This window comes from Streptomyces capparidis (assembly GCF_054782095.1).
The window spans coordinates 1-18,953 of the sequence record NZ_BAAGTD010000009.1 but is presented as its reverse complement, the minus strand read 5'-3'; the positions used below and the strand labels follow the sequence as shown (position 1 = coordinate 18,953).

18 protein-coding genes and 1 tRNA gene are annotated in these 18,953 nt (G+C 74.2%); 9 read left to right on the top strand and 10 right to left on the bottom strand.

From position 1 onward, the window contains the following. Nucleotides 1-89: 89 nt before the first annotated feature. The gene (locus ACYVO2_RS09870; RefSeq protein WP_461007277.1) at nucleotides 90-935 is read right to left on the bottom strand and encodes an SAM-dependent methyltransferase; all 846 of its coding nucleotides are present in this window, start codon (nucleotides 933-935) and stop codon (nucleotides 90-92) included. Between the two features lie 236 nt (nucleotides 936-1,171). Beyond that, complete coding sequence (locus ACYVO2_RS09865; RefSeq protein ID WP_461007276.1) at nucleotides 1,172-2,398, bottom strand: MFS transporter; 1,227 nt, start codon at nucleotides 2,396-2,398, stop codon at nucleotides 1,172-1,174. 253 nt (nucleotides 2,399-2,651) lie between these two features. Between ACYVO2_RS09865 and ACYVO2_RS09860 the strand changes: the two genes are divergently transcribed. Beyond that, nucleotides 2,652-3,086: a MarR family winged helix-turn-helix transcriptional regulator gene (locus ACYVO2_RS09860; RefSeq protein ID WP_461007275.1), complete on the top strand. Its 435-nt coding sequence runs from the start codon at nucleotides 2,652-2,654 to the stop codon at nucleotides 3,084-3,086. After that, the gene (locus tag ACYVO2_RS09855) at nucleotides 3,083-3,535 is read left to right on the top strand and encodes a hypothetical protein (RefSeq protein ID WP_461007274.1); all 453 of its coding nucleotides are present in this window, start codon (nucleotides 3,083-3,085) and stop codon (nucleotides 3,533-3,535) included. The genes ACYVO2_RS09860 and ACYVO2_RS09855 overlap by 4 nt, the downstream gene beginning before the upstream one ends. Before the next feature lie 46 nt (nucleotides 3,536-3,581). Here ACYVO2_RS09855 and ACYVO2_RS09850 read toward each other — a convergent pair whose 3' ends face one another. Next, nucleotides 3,582-4,049 carry a hypothetical protein gene (locus tag ACYVO2_RS09850; RefSeq protein WP_461007273.1) on the bottom strand — a complete coding sequence of 156 codons (468 nt, stop codon included), beginning with the start codon at nucleotides 4,047-4,049 and terminating at the stop codon, nucleotides 3,582-3,584. A 439-nt stretch (nucleotides 4,050-4,488) separates the two neighbouring features. Between ACYVO2_RS09850 and ACYVO2_RS09845 the strand changes: the two genes are divergently transcribed. Beyond that, the gene (locus ACYVO2_RS09845) at nucleotides 4,489-5,880 is read left to right on the top strand and encodes a glutamate-cysteine ligase family protein (RefSeq protein WP_461007272.1); all 1,392 of its coding nucleotides are present in this window, start codon (nucleotides 4,489-4,491) and stop codon (nucleotides 5,878-5,880) included. 157 nt (nucleotides 5,881-6,037) lie between these two features. Here ACYVO2_RS09845 and ACYVO2_RS09840 read toward each other — a convergent pair whose 3' ends face one another. Both ACYVO2_RS09840 and ACYVO2_RS09835 read right to left on the bottom strand, forming a co-directional pair. Next, nucleotides 6,038-7,057, bottom strand: coding sequence for a LacI family DNA-binding transcriptional regulator (locus ACYVO2_RS09840; RefSeq protein WP_461007271.1), 1,020 nt, complete (start codon nucleotides 7,055-7,057; stop codon nucleotides 6,038-6,040). A gap of 132 nt (nucleotides 7,058-7,189) precedes the next feature. Continuing rightward, the gene (locus ACYVO2_RS09835; RefSeq protein WP_461007270.1) at nucleotides 7,190-7,810 is read right to left on the bottom strand and encodes a DUF6817 domain-containing protein; all 621 of its coding nucleotides are present in this window, start codon (nucleotides 7,808-7,810) and stop codon (nucleotides 7,190-7,192) included. Nucleotides 7,811-7,988: 178 nt separating this feature from the next. Here ACYVO2_RS09835 and ACYVO2_RS09830 point away from each other — a divergent pair, with 178 nt between their 5' ends. Continuing rightward, a complete protein-coding gene (locus ACYVO2_RS09830; RefSeq protein WP_461007269.1) occupies nucleotides 7,989-8,894 on the top strand; it encodes a LysR family transcriptional regulator in 906 nt (301 codons plus the stop codon). An 86-nt stretch (nucleotides 8,895-8,980) separates the two neighbouring features. Further along, nucleotides 8,981-9,054 (top strand) — tRNA-Cys (locus tag ACYVO2_RS09825). Here the strand turns inward: ACYVO2_RS09825 and ACYVO2_RS09820 are convergent. Together ACYVO2_RS09820 and ACYVO2_RS09815 are read right to left on the bottom strand one after the other, a co-directional pair. Then, complete coding sequence (locus tag ACYVO2_RS09820) at nucleotides 9,043-9,768, bottom strand: DUF2278 family protein (protein WP_461007268.1); 726 nt, start codon at nucleotides 9,766-9,768, stop codon at nucleotides 9,043-9,045. The genes ACYVO2_RS09825 and ACYVO2_RS09820 overlap by 12 nt on opposite strands. Before the next feature lie 214 nt (nucleotides 9,769-9,982). After that, complete coding sequence (locus ACYVO2_RS09815; RefSeq protein WP_461007267.1) at nucleotides 9,983-12,070, bottom strand: cellulose binding domain-containing protein; 2,088 nt, start codon at nucleotides 12,068-12,070, stop codon at nucleotides 9,983-9,985. 366 nt (nucleotides 12,071-12,436) lie between these two features. On the opposite strand from ACYVO2_RS09815, the gene ACYVO2_RS09810 reads away from it, so the two are divergent. Then, a complete protein-coding gene (locus ACYVO2_RS09810; protein WP_461007266.1) occupies nucleotides 12,437-12,706 on the top strand; it encodes a hypothetical protein in 270 nt (89 codons plus the stop codon). Nucleotides 12,707-12,828: 122 nt separating this feature from the next. Here ACYVO2_RS09810 and ACYVO2_RS09805 read toward each other — a convergent pair whose 3' ends face one another. After that, a complete protein-coding gene (locus ACYVO2_RS09805) occupies nucleotides 12,829-14,328 on the bottom strand; it encodes a hypothetical protein (RefSeq protein ID WP_461007265.1) in 1,500 nt (499 codons plus the stop codon). A gap of 287 nt (nucleotides 14,329-14,615) precedes the next feature. Between ACYVO2_RS09805 and ACYVO2_RS09800 the strand changes: the two genes are divergently transcribed. Continuing rightward, a complete protein-coding gene (locus tag ACYVO2_RS09800; RefSeq protein WP_461007264.1) occupies nucleotides 14,616-14,738 on the top strand; it encodes a hypothetical protein in 123 nt (40 codons plus the stop codon). 14 nt (nucleotides 14,739-14,752) lie between these two features. Here ACYVO2_RS09800 and ACYVO2_RS09795 read toward each other — a convergent pair whose 3' ends face one another. Continuing rightward, a complete protein-coding gene (locus ACYVO2_RS09795; RefSeq protein ID WP_461007263.1) occupies nucleotides 14,753-14,974 on the bottom strand; it encodes a hypothetical protein in 222 nt (73 codons plus the stop codon). Between the two features lie 870 nt (nucleotides 14,975-15,844). Between ACYVO2_RS09795 and ACYVO2_RS09790 the strand changes: the two genes are divergently transcribed. After that, nucleotides 15,845-16,381 carry a DUF4240 domain-containing protein gene (locus ACYVO2_RS09790; RefSeq protein ID WP_461007262.1) on the top strand — a complete coding sequence of 179 codons (537 nt, stop codon included), beginning with the start codon at nucleotides 15,845-15,847 and terminating at the stop codon, nucleotides 16,379-16,381. A gap of 250 nt (nucleotides 16,382-16,631) precedes the next feature. Beyond that, nucleotides 16,632-18,002 (top strand): hypothetical protein, encoded by a 1,371-nt coding sequence (locus ACYVO2_RS09785; protein WP_461007261.1) that lies wholly within the window; start codon nucleotides 16,632-16,634, stop codon nucleotides 18,000-18,002. Nucleotides 18,003-18,031: 29 nt separating this feature from the next. Here the strand turns inward: ACYVO2_RS09785 and ACYVO2_RS09780 are convergent, their stop codons facing one another. Then, nucleotides 18,032-18,616, bottom strand: coding sequence for a discoidin domain-containing protein (locus tag ACYVO2_RS09780; protein ID WP_461007260.1), 585 nt, complete (start codon nucleotides 18,614-18,616; stop codon nucleotides 18,032-18,034). Nucleotides 18,617-18,953 lie beyond the last annotated feature (337 nt).

Here is an 18,953-nt window from a genome sequence, read left to right as displayed (position 1 = left end):
CGCCGAAGGCGTCCGCCGGGCAGGCGGGTCCGCTGTGGTTTTGTGCTCGGTGTGTGTGCCGCGGGCGGGAACGGCGGCCGGCCGGCGGGTCAGGCGGTGGCGACCACGATCAGGTGGGGCGAGTCGGGGGCGAAGGGGTTGCCCTGCCAGTCGCCGTAGGCGCTGACGTCGGCGAACCCGGCCTCCGCGCACAGGGCGGCGAACTCGTCCGCGCCGTAGATCCTCACGTCGTAGCCGCTGGTGGACTCGCTGGTGCCATCCGGGGCGACGAGAGTCCACCGGCCGTACTCCCGGGCATCGGCGGGGTCCAGGCGACGCTCGATGACCAATGTGCGGCCGCTGGTCAGATCGCGCTCTTCCCGCGCCGGTATGTGCCCGCCGCGGTGGGCGGCCGGGGTGACCATCGTGTGCATCAGGAAGCGGCCGCCCGGCTTGAGGGCCGCGCGGAAGTTCCCGAGCACCTCCAGGTCGTCCTCCCGTGCGGGGAAGAACCCGAACGAGTAGAACATGTTGATCACGGCGTCTGCGGGTTCCACCCGCGGCAGTCGGCGCATGTCGGCACGGACGAAGCGGGCGGGCGAGGCGGCGGACCTGGCCAGGGCGAGGAACCCGTCGTTGATGTCGAACCCCGTCACCCGCAGGCCGCGCCGGGCGAGTTGCACACTGTGCCGCCCATATCCGCAGGGGCAGTCGACGACGTGGTCGTCGGGCTGAAGCCGGCAGAGCCTGATGACCCCGTCCACTTCCTCCTCGGTGCGCCCGTCCAGCCGAGTGCCGCGGCCGAAGAAGCTGCCCAGGGAGTCGTCTCCCTCCAGATACAGCGGGCCGAAGAAGCCCCCTTCAGGGCTCCACCACGGCTCGCCCGCCCGCGCGTGCGACGCCGGATCCGACGGATCGCGGGCCGGTACCGGCTCGTCGAAGTGCTCGGACGCCATCTCGTCTCCAAACGCCGTGTCGCGATGCACGTGCTCCCGGAGCCGCCGCCCGGAGGGGCTGATCGTTCTCGCCTCCGGACGCCAGGGTCGATTACCGACCCTAGCCGCGCATCCGCCTCCGGCGTCAGCCTGATTCACGACACCGGCCGACCGGCCCCACCGGCACGACCGGGATCAGCGGCCCGCGTCCGCGGGGCGACGCGCCCGGCCGGGGTCCTGGGCACGGGCCCGGACGGTCACCGGTCCGGGCTGTGCCGGCGTTCCCGGTCCGGCCGGGCGTGGGCGAGTGCCCGGTCGGGGCCGGCCGGTGGGGGTGAGGCGGTGCGGGCGGTGATCACCATCACGGCGAGGCCGAGTGTCACGACCGCGGCGCCCACGTACAGCGGCGCGGTGTAGCCCAGGCCGGCGCTGATCGCGAGTCCGCCGAGCCAGGCGCCCAGGGCGTTGCCGACGTTGGAGGCGGAGACGTTGGCGCTGGCGGCGAGCGGCGCGCCGCCGGCGGCGTCCGTAACGCGGGTGATCATGCCGGGGACGCCGGCGAACCCGAAGACGCCCATCAGGAAGACCAGGACCACCGAGGCGGCCTTCCCGTGGGCCAGCAGCCCGAACGCCGTGAGCGTGGCGGCCAGGCCGGCCAGCGACGCGATCAGGGTGCGGTCGCGGTCGCGGTCGGCCGCCCGGCCCCCGACGACGTTGCCGATCACCAGTCCGCTGCCGTAGACCACGAGCAGCCAGGCGACGTCGGTGTCGGAGAAGCCGGTGACTTCGGTGAAGGTGTAGGCGATGTAGCTGAACGCCCCGAACATGCCGCCGTAGCCGAGCGCGGTCGCGGTGAGGGTCAGCCAGACCTGCCCGGAGCGGAAGGCACGCAACTGGGGGCGCACGCCGGCGGCCCGGTGGGCGTCGTCCACGGCGCCCGCCCAGGCCGGGACCCACACGGCGATGGCGGCCGCGGCCAGCACGCCGATCGCGGTGATCGCCCAGAAGGTGGCGCGCCAGCCCCAGCGCTCCCCGACCAGGGCGCCGAACGGCACGCCCAGCACGTTGGCGACCGTCAGCCCGGCGAACATCACGGCGACCGCGCGCGAGGCCCGCTCCGGCGGGACCAGGCGGCGGGCGACGAGCGAGCCGATGCCGAAGAAGGAGCCGTGGCACAGGGCGGCGACGACGCGGCCGAGCAGCGCCACGGTGTAGGTGGGCGCGACGGCGGACAGCAGGTTGCCGAGGACGAACAGCACCACCAGGCCGACGAGGACGGCCTTGCGGTGGACGCGGGTGGTGACGGCGGTCAGCAGGATCGCGCCGACCGCGACGCTCAGGGCGTAGCCGGAGATGAGCCAACCGGCCGCGGCCTCGGAGACGTCCAGGTCGCGGCTCACCTGGGGCAGCAGGCCCGCGATCACGAACTCGGTCAGGCCGATCCCGAAGCTGCCGAGTCCGAGCGCGACAAGCCCGGCGGGCATCCGCCGTGCGTCTCCCCCTTGGCGGATGTTCACGTAAACATCATGGGGTCGGACGCGGGTCCCGGCAAGGTCCCTCCGCGGCGCCGCGACGGCGATCCGTGCGTGGCGCCGCGTCCGACGGGCCCGGCCGACGCGTGGAACAGCCACGGACCGCGGCGGCAATCGGCGGGGGCGCCGCACGGCCCGTCCCTCGGCCTCGTGGTCGGCGGGCAGGCTTGCGCGCCGATAGTACGGTTCCGTAATTTCCGAAAGCGTGAATACCGAATCCGTACCACTTGACCGGTCGGTGCTGCTCACCTTGCAGCGCGCGACCCACGCCACCCTGCAACTGATCACCGCCGAACTCGTCGACCTCGACCTCACCGCCTCCGAGATCAACGCCCTGGCCAACCTCGCCGACGGCCGGGGCCGCACCGTGTCCCAGCTCGGCGCCGCCGTCGGCACCCGGCCCACGACGCTGACCGGCGTGCTGGACCGGCTGGAGCGACGCGGGCACATCACCCGCGGCACCCGTGCCGGTGACCGCCGCTCGGTGCTCATCGAACTCACCGAGTCCGGGCGCGCGGCGGCGGCCCTGATCCGGACGACGCTGGCCGACCTTGAGAGCCGCGCGCTGGACGGCCTGCCCGCGGAGGCGATCACCGGCTGCCACGCCGTCCTGGACGCGTTGATCAAGGAGGAGGCGTGAGCGCGGACGGCCGCGGCGCGGACGAGGAGTACTCGCCGTTCACGGAGCTGATGGCCGAGGTGATGGCCACCGCCGAACGGTTCGGGCACCGCCAGCACGTCCACCTGACCTGGCTGGCCGTCCGGCGCTACGGCACCGAGGCCGCGGTGGAGCTGATCGGCGACGGCATCCGGCGCACCGCCCGCTACGCGGGCGCGCCGCGGAAGTACAACGCCACCGTCAGCCGGGCCTGGGTCGAGCTGGTGGGCCACCACGTGGGCCGGTCGGGCACCGCCGACTTCGACGCCTTCGCCGACCGGAACCCCGCGCTGCTCGACAAGAAGCTGCTCACCCGCTTCTACCGGCCCTCGACACTGGCCGGCACCCCGGCCAGGAGCGGCTGGGTCGAGCCCGACCTCGCGCCCTTCCCCTGGCGGCGCGCCGGCGGCGAGGCCGGCACGGATCGTTGATCCCGCCTTGTCCGGCTCGAACCTGCACCGCCGCACCGACCGCCCTTCAAGGCGCCGATCCGCCCACCCGCCACCGGTCCGTCCCGGCGGCGAGAGCGCGCCTCGCGGCCTCCACCGTGTCACCCGGATTGGTGTTGAAGCAGATGACGGCCCGGGGAGCGTACCGGTGGACGACGTTGACGACGCGTTCGAAGAGCAGGAAGTTCGCGGGCACCACCCGGACTCCGGCGCCGATCATCACGCAGTCGAAGTCGCCTTCCGCCAGCGCCTCCCGCACCCTTGCCTCCGCCGTCGCCCCCAGGTCGATGACGCACCTCTCCACGGCGAGGCCCAGTGCCGTCAGCTCCGCGTCGATCGCCGCGCGGGAGGGGCCCACCCGGGCGGCGTCCGGATCCGGCAACGTCCGGAAGTCGACCAGCCCCGGATCGACGCCGACGAGCAGGATGCTTCGTCGCGCCGTCGGCGGGGGGTCGGCGCCGATGCCGGAGATCACGGGTTCGTCGTTCACAGCCATGACGGCGAGCCTAGAAGCTCATGTCGACTTGAGGTCAAGGCAGTGAAGGTCGTCGGCGCATCCGTGCCGCGTCCCCTCGGGCGGCGGCCGACGGCCGTCCCGCCGGGCGGGGCCCCGTCGCGCCTGGCCGAAACGTCGAGACTCACCCAAAGGGCGCATGTGCTCGGGAAAGTCGTCGTGTTAGCTTCGTGGCGGCCCGCCGACGGACGCGACACCCGCTCCGGGTTGACGGCGCCCGGTGGCGAGAGGTGCTCGAGAACGACACGGGGCGGCGTGGTGGGAGCGCGGCCGCTGCTCCGGCGGGTCCCCGGTCGAGGCGTCGATCGTCGCCGCGGCGCTCGGCAGGCGGCCGACGCCGTTCCGGCAGCCCGCCGCCTGACACGCGTATCCGGCTCCGGTGAGGTGAGCGGACACCGGGCATCGGCAGGAGGAGGCCCGAATGACCGCAGCTCCCCGGCGGGTCGGCATGGAACTGGAGTTCCCGGTGGTCGACCTCGCCACCGGGCGCGGAATGGACCGCGGCACGGCGGAGCGGCTGTGGCACTCCTTCGCGGCTCACGATTCCTCCTGGTCGGTCACGAAGGAGCCCGTCACCGGCGCCACGGTCGGCGTGCGCCGGAAGAACGGCGGCTACGAGGAGCAGGTGAACACCGACACGGGCGTGTGCACCGTGGAGGTGTCCCTGGCCCCCCAGGAGACCGTCCACGCGGCTCTGCGGGCCGCGCGGACCGTGCTGGGCGGGGTGCAGCAGGTGCTCACCCCCCTGGGCCACACGCTGCTCGGCGCGGGCATCCAGCCGCGGACCTGGTTCGATCCCGCCCGCAAGTCCCGCAAGGACTGGTATCTGCTGCTGGCCAGGCGCTGGCACTTGCACCACTGGTTCGTCCCGGTCGCCTCCCACCAGGTGTCGGTGGACGTCAGCCCCACCGAGGCCGTCCGCGTGGTCAACCTCCTGAGCGGGCTGGCCGGCGTCTTCGCGGCCTTCACCGCCTCCTCGCCCGTGGCCAGGGGAACCCTTCAGCCGTGGAAGGAGACCCGCAACCGCGTCTGGTACGAACGGGCCCGGCGGGTGCCCGAGGCGGAGGCGGCGTACACCTCCAACACCATGCCGTCCGCGCCCTACCCGGACATCGGCGCGTACCTGGAGCACTTCTGGGACTCCCGCGTCTACTTCCTGACCGACCTCAAGAGCGGCGGCTGCGAGGTCCTGGGCGGCCTGACGTTCAGGGAGTTCCTCCTGTCCGACGCCCCGGTCCCCGCCCGCGACATCACCGGGCGGCGGCTGCTGGTGGCGCCCGACCGGGGCATGCTCGACCGCATCCACCAGTACGGCTGGCCGGCCGCCAAACTGCACTACGGCTTCGACGCCCGCACCGGTGTGGAGGACGTCCGGTCCGCGCTGGCGGCCGGCCGCATCGGCGACTTCTTCCTGGACCACGCCGTCCGCTGCTACGTCGAGAACCGCTCCTGCGGAGTCGCCCCGCAGGGCGAGGAGGGTGCGGCCGCGGCGCTGACGGTGGGCCTGGTCGAGCGGCTCGACGACGCGGAGCGCCTGCTCTGCGGCGTGCCCTGGGCCGCATGGGGCGAGTTGTGGACGCGCGCCAGCACGCACGGGCTGAGCGCCGAGCGACCCGGGCTGCTCGGCGTCATGCGGGAGCTGCTGCGGATCGCCGAATCGGGGCTGCGGGCCAGGGGCGCGGGCGAGGAGGGCCTCCTCGCGCCCCTGTTCGCCCGCCTCGAGGAGCAGCGGACCCCCGCCGACCTGATGATCGACGCCTTTCGCGCCGGCGGCGTGCGGCGCCTGCTGGACGAGTTCGGCCACCGGTACTGACCGGGCCCCGCGGGGGGCGCTGGACGCCCGCGGCGACGGGCTCCGCCTCCGGCCGTGCGGCCAAGGGCTCTCCGGTGACGCCGGCCTGGCGTGCGCGCCCGCCGGCACGGAGTCCGCCCGCCCGGCCGTGAGCCGCCGCGGCTCCCCCGGCGGCGCCTCAGGTGGAGTCGCGTACGACCAGTTCGGGGTCGAACACCAGCGAGGCCGGTTCGGTGCGGGTGCCCTGGATGTGTTCGGTCAGCAGTTCCGCCATGGCCGCCGCCATCCGCTCCACCGGCTGGCGCACCGTGGTGAGGGCGGGCCGGCAGGCCACCGCCGCGCTCGAGTCGTCGAAGCCGACGACGGCGACGTCGCCGGGGACCGTCCTGCCCTGCTCGCGAAGGCACTGGCAGACGCCTTGCGCCATGAGGTCGTTCGCGGCGAACACGGCGTCCACCTCGGGGAAGCGGCTGAGCAGGCGGCTCATCGCCGCCGCGCCGCCCTCGGCGGTGAAGTTCCCCTCGGCGGCGGGCACATGGGTGATCCCGGCGCGAGCCAGCGCCTCGCGGAAGCCGGCCAGTCGCTCGCGCGCCGCGGGCAGGGCGCGCGGGCCGCAGACCGTGGCGATCCGCCGGCGGCCGCGGGCCAGCAGATGCCCGGCGGCCAGCCGGGCTCCCTCGGCGTTGTCGAGATCCACATGGCTGACCCGGGGCGGCCGGGCGGGGCGGGCGAAGCACACCGTGGGGACGCGCGCCTCCGCCAGCAGGCCGGGCAGCGGGTCGTCGGCGTGGACGGACACCACGAGCGCGCCGTCGGCGCTGCCCTGGCGCAGGTAGTCGACCACCTGCTCCCTGGCCGGTTCCGACTCCGCCAGCAGGAGCACCGGGTGGACCGAACGGGACCGCAGGAACCCCAGCACCCCGTCCACCACCCGCCCGAAGAACGGGTCGGAGAACACCCGTGCGGTGAAGGTGTCACCCGCTCCGGACAGGATCAGCGCGACCGCCTCCGTGCGACGGGTGACCAGGGACCTGGCCGCGCGGTTGGGGGTGTAGCCCGTCCTGGCGATCGCCTGGCGGACCACCCGCTGGATGCCGGGGTCCACGTTGCGGACCCCGTTGACCACGCGTGACACCGTCGCACGGGACACCCCGGCCTCACGTGCGACGTCTTCCAGCGTCGGTCCCCTGCTGCGCACTTCCGCACCTTAACGTGCGGCGATGCACCGGGAGCGGGCGGTCCGGCGCCCGGCTGCCCGGGGGGCCGCCCGGTTTCCGCGAGCCGCCGCCTGCCGACCGCCGCCTTCCACCCGGGCCGCCCCGCCCCCCACTCACCCCAAGGAGCCGCCCTGTCCGGCACCGTCGAGTTCGGCGTCCGCGGCTGAGCCCTGCCCGGTCCGACCCGCCGCGGGGAGCACCCTCTCGCAGTCCGACCAAGCCGGTTGGCTCAGCAGGGGCCGGAAGCGGGTGAACAGGGCGCGGAGCTCGGCTCCCCACCGCGCGCGGAAGGCGGGGTCGACGCGGGCGAGGTCGAGCTCGTTGGCGGCGGTCAACTCGGCGAAGTCCCGTCGCAGTCGCGGCTCCGGGATGTGGCGGCGGCCGGTGAACCGGTCGCGGAACGCCCCGTCGGCGTCCGCGAGCGTCGGATGGGTGGCCTTCCGGTCGCACGACGCGTAGAGGTGCACGATGGCTTCGGCCTCGGCGCCGATCACCTCGGCGAGTTCGGCGCGGCGGTCGGCGGGCAGCAGGGCGGTGGGGAAGCCGTCGGTGCCGTAGCAGGCGTGGCACAGGCCCGCGAGCCGGAGGGCGGGGCGGGCGCCCCACCCGGCGAGTCGGCCGTGGACGCGTTGGAGGTGGGCGAGGAGGGTGCCGCCCGGATGGGCGATGCCGGCGGCCCCCAGCTCGCGCAGCAGCGCGACGGCCCGGTCGGCGGTGGCGGGAGAGGCAGGCACGGGGCGGTGTCCTTCCGGTGCTCGGGGTCGGCACCCGTCCGTGCCTTCGCCTGCGTCCGGACTCGGCGAAAGCGCCGGACGGGTTGCCGCCTGGGCCCTGCCCCGATCCTTCTGGAACCCTGAACCCCAGTCAATCCTACTGTTTTTCTGGCTGTCCCCAAGCTGTAGCTTGGGTGACATGACTCTGGACGATCTACGGGTGTTCGTGGCCGTGTGCAGGGCGGGGAGCCTCAGCGCCGTCGCCCCGGAGCTCGGCCGCACCCAGTCGGCGGTGAGCCAGCATGTGAAGCGGCTGGAGCGGGAGGCCGGTGTGAGCCTTCTGGAGCGGCAGCCGCGAGGTGTCGTGCCCACCCAGGCGGGCCGTGTGCTGTGCGACGCCGCCGCCGACAGCCTCTCGGGCCTTGACCTGGCCCTGCGCCGCCTCGGCGACCTGGTCAGCGGGGACGCCGGCTCCGTGCGCGTCACCACGGGCGGAACGACGGTGCGGCACTTCATGGCCGAGGCCGTCGTCGCCTTCCGGCAGCGCCACCCGAAGGTCGCCCTGGAGTTCCGGACGGAGACCTCGAGCCACGCCTGCTTCGACGCCCTCGCCGCCGGGAAGCTGGACCTCGCCTGGGTCACCATCGACGGCCCGGTGCGCGGTGTCGAGCAGCGCCCCGTCGTCGCCCTGCCGTGGGTGCTGGCCGTCCGCGCGGACGATCCGCTCGCGAGCCGGCTCCGCGTCGGCGCGGCCGAGCTCACCGGCGTCAACCTCATCCGGCTCCCCGCGAACTCCACGTCAGGTGCCCGCCTGGACGCCGCGTTCGCCGAGCTCGGCGTGCGGAGCAGCTCCGACACCGGCGTCGCCGACTGGGACACCGCCCTGCTGCTGGCGGAGCTCGGCCTCGGCCACGCCGTCGTGCCGGTCCTGCCCGGCCGGCGGGTTCCCGGCGACGGCCCCCTCCGTCTCGTCCCGATCCCCGACCTGCCCCCGCTCCCGGTCGGCTGGGCCGCCCGCCGCTGGGACGCCCTCACTCCGCTCGCCCGGGTGTTCGCCGACACGGTCGCCGACAGTTGCACGGAGAAGGTGCGCGGCGGGATGTGAACGCCGCATGGCAGCCCCGTTGCGGTCCGGCCGTCGCCCTTCCCGCCGGCCGTCCGCCCGGCCTACGGTCGTGTCCGCAACCACACAGCCGTGTGCCCGAGTGGTCAGGGAACCGCCTGCAAAGCGGTCCACGCCGGTTCGAATCCGGTCACGGCTTCCACCACGCCCCGGCCTCCCGCGCCGAACGCGAGGGAGCGCCGGGGTCACGCGACCGGGTGCCCCGCGAGGTCCGTCTGCCCGGCCGGCTGGAGAACTTGTTCAGGAACACCTCGTACCGGCCGTCGGGGCGCTGGGTCAGCGTCGCGCCGTCCTGCCAGATCCCGTTCTCCGCCCACCACTGGGAACCGACCGGATCACCCTGGTTCTGGTGGACGTTGTGCATTCCGAGGTCCCCCTCGGGATCCTTGTCGAACGGCTCGCCGAAGACGAGGACGCGCCGCCCCGCCACCAGGATCGGCTCCAGCGCCGCGGCGGCGTCCACATTGGAGCCCGCGTGCCACGGCCGCGAGCCCAGCAGGTCCAGGAGGTCCTGGAGCCAGGACGGCGGGCGGCGCTGGAACAGGACGCCGGACCGGTCCACCAGCGCCGGATGGCGCAGGTAGTCCAGGGCCCCGGAGTCCGGCGTGTACGCGAGGTCGTGGTAGCCGGGGGCGAGGGCGGCGGCCGGCCCCAGAGCGCGCGCGTCCAGGGTGAACAGCTTCCACTGCACGCCCACGTTGGACTTGTGGCTGTCGATGTCCACGGCGCAGTGGTAGCGCCCGTCGGGCGCGTCCACCTCCAGGTTGACGTGGAACCAGCGGCCCTGGTTGTCCGGCCGGTCGCGGAAGTGGCGGTGGAGGGTTCCCGAGAGCACGCCGTAACGGTCGAGAGGCATGCGGCCAGTCAACCACCCTCGCTCACGAGGAGTCCCGCATTGGTGACGGACCGTACCGTGTCCTGTCCGTCGTGCGTCGAACGGCCTACGGGGGCACGTGCCGGCCGGCCACCGGTGCGGCCCGCCGCCGATCCGTGTCCCCCGCCCGCGGGGCGGGGGACACGGATCGGCCGACAGGGCCGGTGCGCGGCAGGAGCAGCGTCGCGGGTCCGGTTCAGGAGGTGCGGCAGACGGTGCCGTTGAGGGTGAAGGTGGTGGGTGCGGGGTTGGCGCCTTCGTTGGCGCCGACGAATCCGAAGGTGGCGGTGGAGCCGCCGCCGGGTGCGAGGAACCCGTTCTGGCCGTTGTCGGTGACGTGGACCCGCTGCCCGTCGCTGGTCACCCGGGCGTTCCAGGCGCTTTGCACGGACTGGCCCGCGGAGGGCCAGGTGAAGCCGAGGGTCCAGCCGTTGATCGGGGTGTCGGCGAGGTTGGAGACGGTGACCGAGCCGATGAAGCCGCTGCTCCAACTGTTGTCCACGCGGTAGGTCACCAGGCAGGTGCTGTCCCGCGGTGAGGTGGTGGTGAAGGTGAGCGGTGCCGAGGGGCGGGAGAGCCGGCCGTCGGCGTCCCTGGCCAGGACGTTGACGGTGTGCTCGGAGCCCGGGGGCAGGTTGCGCAGGGTCAGCGAGGTGGTGGTCGAGGTGCCCAGGAGCTGGGCGTTGGTGCCGAGGCGCTCGTACACCTCGTAGCGCACGGGCGTGCCGCGGGTGGCGGCGGGCCAGTCGAGGGTGGCCGTGGTGCTGTCCACGGCGGTGACCTTCGGCTCGCCGGGCGCGCCGACGGCCGCCTCGCCGGGGCGCGGGGAGAGCGTCACGGTGGTGATCGAGTAGGGCGGCAGGGTGTGGGTGCCGTCGCCGGCGGCGGGGACCGGTGTGACGTCGGTGTCGCCGCGGGCGTAGCGGTGGACGACCGGCACCTGGGCGGCCGGGGTGAATCCGGCGTAGTCGATCTCGACCGGGTGGGAGGTGTCCGGGTCCTTGTTGATGAGCATGACGCTGAGGTCGCCGTCCGCCTGGTGCACGGCGTGGACCGAGACCTGGTCGCTGCTGGAGGAGGCGGCCACCATGGTGTCGCCGGGGCCGCCGAGGGTGGTCAGGGCCTTGATGCCGTAGTAGGGGTGGAACGGGGTGTTCACCGGTGGCTGGCAGACGTCCCCGACGCAGCCGCCGCTGGAGAGCAGGCCGGCGTCGTTGAAGTCGGTCTCGCCGTCCACGGTGCTGATCGTGGTGGGTCCGTTGTGGGTGTTCCACCAGTCGACGTTGAAGACGCCGTTCTCCAGGGCGGTCATGTAGACGTCGGCGGCGAACAGGCCGTTCGGGCGGCTGTTCTGCTGGACGTTGGAGTTGACCTCGGTGAGCGCGATGCCGATCTCGGCGGAGCGCTCCCCGGCGTAGCGGTCGATCTGCCTGCGGACCTCGCGCAGTTGTCCGGGCAGCCGGGCGACCCGGTCCAGGGCCTCGTCGGCGGTGGCGCCGCCGGGGTAGGAGTGCACGATGACGAAGTCGATCGTGTCGGCGACCGCGGACAGCACCGTGTGGTTCCAGTCGGCCGAGTCACCGGGGCCGGTGATCCCGTCCGGCCAGTCCCCCGGGGTGGTCAGGACGGCGCCGATCTCGATGGTCGGGTCCACGGCCTTCATCGCCTCGGCGTGGGCGATGACGTTGCGCGCGTACTCCCGGGGGCTCTTGTCGGGATGGTCGTCGGCCTCCCAGCCGCTCCCGTAGTGGCCGTTGCCGTAGACCTCGTTGCCGATCTCCCAGTATTTCGCGCCGTAGCCCTTGGTGATGTTCGCGTAGCGGACCCACTCCGCGGCCTCCCGGGGGGTGCCGGTGCCGTAGTTCGCGATGATCATCGGCTGGGCGCCGGTGGCCCGGACGGTGCCCATGAACGCGTCGAACTCGGTGTTCGGCGCGACATAGCCGCCGGGGGCGGTGTGGCTCTCCCAGTGGTAGATGTCGCCGTAGGATCCGCCCGGGTAGCGCATCACTCCGATGCCGGCGTCGTCCATCAGCGTGACGACCTCGCGGTCGTTCATGTGCGAGTCCCAGATCGCGGTGTTGACCCCGAACGCCGCCTCGTCGATGGTCCCGAGCCCCAGTGACGCGTTGACCGAGACCTCGACGGCCGGCCCCTCGACCGGATCGGCCGAAGCCGGCGTCTGGGCGGCGACCGCCACCACGGCGGCCAGGGCGCAGGCCATCGCCGTGGCCAGTCCCCGGACGCTTCTGGACCGCCCGGGCGGACGGTGTGCGAGCAGCATCGGCGTGTCCCCTTCGCAGGTGGGCATGGCACCGGTCACGGAGCGCCGAACCGGCGTCGTCCTCCGTGCACGGCTCGCACTCCTGCCCGGGCCGCGGAAAGCACCTTGGGAGCGCTCCCACGATGATGTTGAGGGAGATGTGGCCGCGTCAATAGGCGGGCGCCGGTGACTCGCGTGGCGGCCGGGACGCGTGGGCGCGCTCGTCCCGGAGCGCCGGGAGAGCGGTGCGGCGGGGCGGCCGGGCGGCTCGGCCGCCCCGGTGGGGATCGACGGCTCGCGGTGCATGGCAGACCGGGCCGGGCGCGGCTACGGTGTGGACGGCCACCGGGTCACGGGGCGAGGACGGGCGTGGAGGGGGCAGGGGGCATGGGACGACTGCGGGGGATCGGCGCGGTGGTGGGCGCCGCGGTCGCGGTGCTGGTGCTCGCGGGGTGCGGCACCCCGACGGACTACAGCGAGATCGTCACGTTCACCGACGAGCACGGCCGTGTCTGCACCGCGGCGGTGCTCGTCGACCAGGAGGAGAACGAGGGCGACGACTACGAGATCACCAGCATCGACTGCGAGTACCCGCCGGAGGGCCGGACGCCGGGGCCGACCCGGTACCGGCCGCTGCCGGAGCGGAGTTCGGAGTGACGGGCGTCGGCGGGGCGCCCGCCGGCGGCGGCGGTCCGGAGCGCCCCCGGCGGTGAGGGCGCGCCCGGCGGCGGCGTCCTCGATGGCGTGGGGCGCGGAAGCCCGCCGCCGCGCGCCTGGTGCTACTCCCCCAGCCGGTCCGCGTGGCTCTCCACCAGCCGGCGGGCCCCGTCCGCCCCCAGCGCCGGGTTCGCCGCGGCGTCGTGGGCCAGGGCCTCGTCGTGCAGGAGTTCCCGCAGCCGTGGCGGCGGCAGGTTCGGGTGGCGGGCGAACGCGGCCCGCACCCGCGGGTCCGGGTCCCGGGTGAGCCGTTCCACCACGGCCGGGCCGGTGGCGGGGTCACGCGCGGCCAGGGCCCGCACCAGGGGGTCGTCGTGATCCGCGTACTCCGCCAGGCCCTCGGTCGGGAAGTGGGGCCGGGTGAGGAGGTGGTCGCGCTCGTCGCCCCGGTACTCCAGGAAGCCGCGCAGCAGCAGCTCCGCCGGGGCGTGCGGATGGTTCTGGGCGAGCAGGACGCGGACACCGAGGTCGTCGTCGGCGGCCAGGCGCCGCACCAGGTCGGGCGGCAGGTGGTGGTCCCGCGCCGCCCAGCGGCGCAGCAGGGGGTGGGCGGAGCACGCGGCCTCGCGCACCGTCACCGGGTCGGTGGGCACCAGCGGTTCGGGCTGGTACCCGAAGGTGCCGTCCATGGGGACCTCGTACTCGATCGCGGCGCGTTCCTCCTCGCTCAGCGCCGGGTGCGTGGACACGGCCAGCCGCACGTCCGGGTGGGGATCGGCGGCGAGGGCCGCCCGTTCGGCGGGGCCGAGCCTCGGGTGGCGCGCGACCGCCTCGCGCACCCGCGCGTCCGGGTCGGCGGCCAGCAGGCGCACCGCGTGCGCCGGCAAGGTCTCGTTCCCGGCCATGGCCCACCGCGCCTCCCATCCGTCGGGTTCCGCGGCGACCGCGGCAACGACGGCGTCGCCGAGGGCGCCCACGGACAGCAGCCAGTTCCTGCCGCGGGCACCGGTCGCCTCGGCCAGCGACCGCTCGACCCACCCGGGATCCCCGTACCGCAGCCGGTCGCGCGCGCTCTCCCGTACCGCCTCGTCCGGGTCCGCCCGCAGCGCCGCCCGCGCGTCGTCGGGCAGGACCGGCCAGAAGGTGACCGCCGCACGGCGCACCGCCGCCCGCGGGTGGGTGGGCATGGACCGGCGGAACGCCATCGAGGCCTGGCGGAACCAGAAGGGGTCCAGCTCGTCCCCGTAGGTGCACAGCATCCGCTCCAGGACCCGGTCCGGCAGCGGCAGCGGCCACGCCCCGCCCGGCCGGTTCGGCGGGGCCGACAGGTGGGCGCGGACCAGCCAGTCGGGGTCGTCCACCAGCCGGGCCCGAAGGGCCGGATCGGCGTGCGGGTTGCGGGCGAAGAAGCTGCGCGTCAGGGCGTCCGGGTGGGCGACCACCGCGTCCACGACGGCGTCCGGCAGCACCCGGTCCCGGCACAGCACCATCCGCACGGGCAGCGGCCCCGCGGCGAGCAGCCGCAGCAGCACGTCCTCCGCGGCGGCCGGATTCAGCGCCACTCCCGCGAGCCGCCGCTCGACCAGGTCGGCACCGTCCCAGATCCGCGCGGGCGTACGCATGCGCCTCTCCCCCGTTCCGCCGGGGACCCGGTATCCCCTGGACCGGGAATGTACGCCCGGCGGGCGGCCCCGCGGCGACCGGTGCGTGCTCTCGGCGTGCCGGACGGAAGCCCTCGTACCGGCCGCACTCGGGCTTCCGCCCGGTCCGACGAGACCGCGTGCCAGGCGTCGCGGGGCGGACGGGGATTGACGCCAGGCCCCAGAGACTGTCCGGCGAGTCGTGTGACTGGCGAGCGACCGGATCGTTCCGGCTGGTGTGGGGCGGGCGCTGGAAGTGCCGTCGCAAAGTGATCAACGGCTTTCTCTTTCGTCAACGCACCGGCATCCCCCTGGCGGGATCCGCCGACGCGCTGACGCGCTTCGGCAGCACAGTCACCCTCGCTGCGATCCGGCTGTGGCTGCGTTCGTGATCGCCGGGTAACCCTTACTCACCGGGATGACTTTGATGCCCGAGCAGGCCGAGCGCCGTCAGCACAGTGACACACAGGGTCATCCAGCCGATGAACGCGCCACCGCCGTACAACACCGCACCGGCCACCGGCGCCCCGGCCTCGTGCGAAAGTGCCCCCGCCACCACCGCGACCAGCAGCGACGACACGAATGACAAGAGCGTGAGAAGCACCTGAGCGGAAAAAGTCAGCCTCACCAGTCGATCCCTTCACGAAGGTGGTCGACCAGTCGGCGGGCAGCCTCAGCTCGACCACCGATTGCGATGGCCTGCTGAGGCTCCGCGACGATTGGAGACTCATCGTGCTCATTGCTTGCCGAGAGGAGCACTGTCCCCCATCGGACACGTCGCCAGTGCTCTGCGGCTCTCGAATGAGCAACACGGAGCCCAGCGAGGGGCATTGAAGATCGCCACCATTCACGACTGGAAGGCCGGCCGGGCCGGCATGCCGACCAACAGGGCGGTACACACCCATCGGACAGACCCTGATGCCGGGGCGGCCGGAAGCGGACGGGCGGCGGCCCGCCGGGGCAGCGGCGCAGCGCGGTGAGCAACCGGCGGGTCCCGTGGCGGCCGGGTGCCGGCGGGGCCGGCACCGCCGCCGGGAAAGGTGGGAACGGACCGTCGGATCCGAGCCGTTGGCGGGACCCGCGCGGAACTCGGTGCGCGGCCGGCCCTTCCCCGACGCCCCCGACGCGGGCGGGCGCGGAGACCCGGGCTGCAAGGTGGGTGGCACGCCGTGCTGGGCGCAGGCCCTCCAGTCGTACCGCTGCGCGTGCGGCGCCGAACCGGTGCCCGGCTGCCAGGTCCCGCAGGGCATGGAGTTCGGCACCCGCCCCGGCCGGAGCGGCCCGGCGGTATCGCCGGTGGCGCCTACTGCCTGTTCCTCGGCAACGAGGTTCATCTGCTCGCCCGCCCCCCACTGCGCCGCGGCCGCGGGCCGGTCGGCGTCCCGGACGGCCGCGCGCCCGGGGACCCGGGATCCGCGCGGCGAGACGGGCTCGCGGCGTGGTCGGCGGTCCCACGGGGACGTCGTGATGTCGGTGCCGGGTGGCATGCTCCCCCGGCATGGACAGACAGCGGTTCTGGCAGCTCATCGCGGCGGCACGCAACCAGGCGGCGGACCCGGACGACAGCGGGGCGGTCGCTCGCGAGGCGACCTCGCTGCTGGCCACCCGCCCGGCCGAGGAGATCGTCGCCGCTCAGCAGGTGTTGTGGGACCTGATGGCCGACTCCTACACGCACCCCCTGTGGGCCGCCGCCTACGTCATCAACGGCGGCTGCTCCGACGACGGCTTCGACTACTTCCGCGGATGGCTGATCGCGCGGGGGGACGAGGTCTTCGAGCGCGTGGTCGCTGATCCCGACGCCCTCGCGGAACTCCCGGTCGTGCGGGCCTCGGCGGCCGACGGCCTGGATCTGGACGGCGAGGAGGTGCTGGGCATCGTCTGGCAGGCACACATCACGGCGACCGGTGAGCGGCTCCCCGCCGGCGCGTTCACCATCCGTTACCCGGAGCTGGACCCCGCCTGGGGCTTCGACTTCGACGACCGGGACGAGATGGCCCGCCGACTGCCACGCCTGGCGGCGCTGTACGGGCTGTAGGCCAAGGCCGGTGCCGCGCCTCGCCGGGACCGGGCATCACGGGTGTGTCCGGTCGGTGCCCGAAGGGCTGGCCGATTGGACGGGGGCGGGTGGGTTTGTGCCGGGTTAGGCTCCGGCCATGGGGTTCAGTGTCCGCCACCGGCCGTCGGCGGCAGGGCGGGGCGGACTCCCGGGCTGGGGCCGTGTTCCCGGTGCGGCCCGCGGGTCCGGCTCCGTTCTCGCCTTGCAGCGGGCCGCGGGCAATCGCGCTGTGGCCGCCCTCATCGCGCGGGCGCAGGCCGCGGCCGGGGCCGGGCGGCCGGGCGTCCAGCGGGAGGAGGCGGGGCCGCCGACCGGGCGGGGCGCGCTGGACGACGGATACGACCGGGCCCGCCGGGAGGCCCGTTGGCAGGACGCGGCGGTGGCCCTGGAGGGGTTCAGCGACATCGACGTCAGGGAGCGGATCTCCCCGGCCAGGCTGCCCCTCGCCGAACGGGCGCACCTGCGGGCCGCCGTGCCCGAGTCGGCGCACCGGGTTCGCGGTGCGCTGATCGTGCTCGCGTACCGGGAGGCGGTCGCGCGGGGCGACTGGGCGTCGGCCGTGGTGGAGATCAACGGGCTCAACGACGAGGGGATCAGGGAGCACGCCGCGCAGCTCGCCCCCGAGCACGTCCCCCTGTGCGTCCGGGCGGCGCTCGAGAACCTGACCGGTGTCAGCCGCAACCGGGTGGTGGCCGGTCTGCGGGATCGGTACGAGCGGACCAGCGACGAGCCGGTCGGCACCAGGACGCTGGGCGTGGTGCAGCTCATGCAGGCGTCGGGGCTGGACGCCGCGACCGCGCTGGCGTACGTGCGCCTCAGGCTCGGGGTGACCACGACGACCAGCCCGGACGACAAGCCCGGTGACCCCGTCCAGGTCCTGGGCGCGGCGATGGGCGCGGTCGCGGCGGCCCCCAAGGGGAAGCAGCCGCCCGCCCTTCAGCGGGGCAACCTCGCCCACCTCCTGATCGGGGGCGTCTACATGGCGCGCAACCCGCTGTCGTTCTACGACCTGCCTGCCGTCGACTTCCTCAACCGGCTGGCCACCAAGTACCGCAGGGCCAAGGCGCGGAACGATCTGCTGGTGAACATCGACATGCGGCCGGACATCGTCGATCTGCCCAGGATGGAGATCTTCGAGATCAAGCCGCTCGGCTCGGCTGGCCTGGCCGTGGCGGAGATGAAGGACTACGTCGAGCTGCTCAACGGCTTGGTCAAGGAGGAGCACGCCGGATTCCGCCCGGGGAATCCCGGGAACCCGGGCACCACGGGCGTGCTGCCCTACGCCGATCAGGGGCAGGACGGCATCCTCGTGTGGGGCGCGCCGTACCCGGGTGCGATCCTCTACACGGTCATGAACCCGCAGACCGACGGCAGCGCCGAGCACGTCCGGGAGCGGATCCACAGCGGCGATCTCGTCGGCGGCGGCCTGATGTCGGGGGCGGGCGTGGAGGTGATGACCGGCGCGACCCTCGTGGTGACCCTCGCCGCCGTCGAGACGTTCCCCTCGCTGATCGCCGCGCTCAGCCGCGCCCTTCCCCTCGCCGAGCAGCCGGCGCCCGCGCTGGGGCTGGGCGGGCGGCTCGTCCCCGCCGCCCCGTGAGGCGGAGGCACGGCTCGGCGGCGGAGGCCCTAGCGGCGGGCGTGGCGGCCGAAGAACTCCACTTCCGCCACGGCGAGCCGGCGGTCGGCGGTCGCGCCGAACTGGTCGGTGACGGTGAGCCGCACCCGGATGACGTCCGAGCCCCGCACGGTGAAGGTCTGCTGCCCGGGTTCGTCGCGCAGCTTGACGGTCCTGGTGGTGGTCTGCCCGTCCGCCGAGGTCAGGGTCAGGGTGATGGCGGCGGGGCGGGCCTGGGTGAGGAACTCGTCCTGTTTCGCGGAGGTGCCGGGGAACACCAGGACGTTGCGCAGGCGCACGGGGCGGGCGAAGTCGGCCTCCAGGTACTGGTCGCCGCCCTTGGCCGAGGGTGACCAGTAGCGGTTGCTGAAGCCGTCGAAGGCGGAGGTGGCGGGGTGCCCGCGGGCCTCGCTCGACGCCCGGACCCGCTCGGGCTGGAGGGCCTCGGGGCGGGTGGTGTGGTCCTTGGTGAAGTCCAGCGCCTCGGGCAGCAGGTCGCGGCCGAACCAGGCGCCCGCGGCGAGGAGCAGCAGGAGCACGGGGACGGCGAGGCGGGGGCGGCGCCACGCCCGGTGGCGGGGGCGGGTGCCGGCCACGGGGGGCTGGTGGGTGGTGCGGCGGGCCAGCAGGCGGCGCCACCACGGCAGGCGGTCGGGGGCGGCGGCCGGGGCGGCGAGCGGGGCGCCGCAGCGGCTGCACAGGGTGCGGTCGGGCGGGTTGCCCGTGCGGCACTGGGGGCAGGGCCGGGACGCGGGGGGCCGGGCGTCGGGGGTGGTCCGGGACGGGGCGGCGGCCCGGGAGGACTCGGGCGGTTCGGGCTCGGGAGCGGGGGTGGCGAGCGCCTCGTCGGGGCGGCGCAGGGCGACTTGGGAAGTCGGAGGCCAAGCGGTCTTAGGAAGACAATCGGAAGGCACAACTCCTTGGCTCACAGAA